Origin of the sequence: Cupriavidus sp. SS-3, assembly GCF_035818815.1 — a bacterium.
Classification (GTDB): domain Bacteria; phylum Pseudomonadota; class Gammaproteobacteria; order Burkholderiales; family Burkholderiaceae; genus Cupriavidus; species Cupriavidus taiwanensis_C.
Genome location: NZ_JAYLVT010000046.1, coordinates 1 through 1,331, shown reverse-complemented (window position 1 = coordinate 1,331; position 1,331 = coordinate 1). Strand labels below are relative to the sequence as shown.

Genomic DNA, 1,331 nt, shown 5'->3' with positions numbered 1-1,331 from the left:
TTCGCCACCGGCATGGTGAACTCCGCGCCCTTGGCGATCGAATCGGGCCAGCGCTGCATCACGCTCTTGTAGCGCGTGTAGAAGCGCACGCCCTCTTCGCCATAGGCATGGTGGTCGCCGAACAGCGAGCGCTTCCAGCCGCCGAACGAATGCCACGCCATCGGCACCGGGATCGGCACGTTGATGCCGACCATGCCCACCTGGATCTGCCGCGCGAACGCGCGCGCGATGCCGCCGTCGCTGGTGTAGCACGACACGCCGTTGCCGTACTCGTGCGCGTTGATCAGCGCCACCGCCTCGGCAAAGTCATGCACCCGCACCACCGACAGCACCGGGCCGAAGATCTCTTCCTTGTAGATCGTCATCTCCGGCGTCACATGGTCGAACAGCGTGCCGCCGACATAGAAGCCGTTCTCGTGCCCGTCGACCTGGTGGCCGCGGCCATCGGTCACCAGCGTCGCGCCCTCGGCCACACCCTTGGCGATATAGCCTTCGACCTTGGCCTTGTGCGCGCCGGTGACCAGCGGCCCCATCTCGGCATCGGCCTCCATGCCGTTGCGGATCTTCAGCGCACGCGCGCGTTCGGCCAGGCGCGGCACCAGCTGGTCGGCCACCTCGCCGACCGCCACCGCCACCGAGATCGCCATGCAGCGCTCGCCGGCCGAGCCATAGGCCGCGCCGATCAGCGCGTCGACGGCCTGGTCCAGGTCCGCATCGGGCATCACTACCAGGTGGTTCTTGGCGCCGCCCAGGGCCTGCACGCGCTTGCCGTGCTTCGTGCCTTCGGTGTAGATGTACTCGGCGATCGGGGTCGAGCCGACGAACGACAGCGCCTGCACGTCCGGATGCGCAAGCAGCGCGTCGACCGCCTCCTTGTCGCCCTGCACCACGTTGAACACGCCGTCGGGCAGGCCGGCCTGGCGCAGCAAATCCGCTATCAGCAGGCTCGGCGACGGGTCGCGCTCGGACGGCTTGAGCACGAAGGTATTGCCGCACGCCAGCGCCACCGGGAACATCCACATCGGCACCATCACCGGGAAGTTGAACGGCGTGATGCCGGCCACCACGCCCAGCGGCTGGCGCAGGTTCCAGTTGTCGATGCCGCCGCCGATGTTGTCGGTGAAATCGGTCTTGAGCAGGTTGGGGATGCCGCAGGCGAACTCCACCACCTCGATGCCGCGCGTGACCTCGCCCTTGGCGTCCGAGAACACCTTGCCGTGCTCGCGCGTGATCAGCGCGGCGAGGTCGTCGTGGTGCTGGTCCAGCAGTTCCTTGAACTTGAACAGGATGCGCGCGCGGCGCAGCGGCGGAGTGTCGGCCCACGCCGGGAA

Annotated in this window: 1 protein-coding gene; it reads right to left on the bottom strand. The window is 67.9% G+C overall.

Annotation, left to right across the window (positions count from 1 at the left end):
* On the bottom strand, positions 1 to 1,331 hold a 1,331-nt coding region (locus U9J39_RS29335; protein ID WP_326348794.1), incomplete at both ends, for a CoA-acylating methylmalonate-semialdehyde dehydrogenase.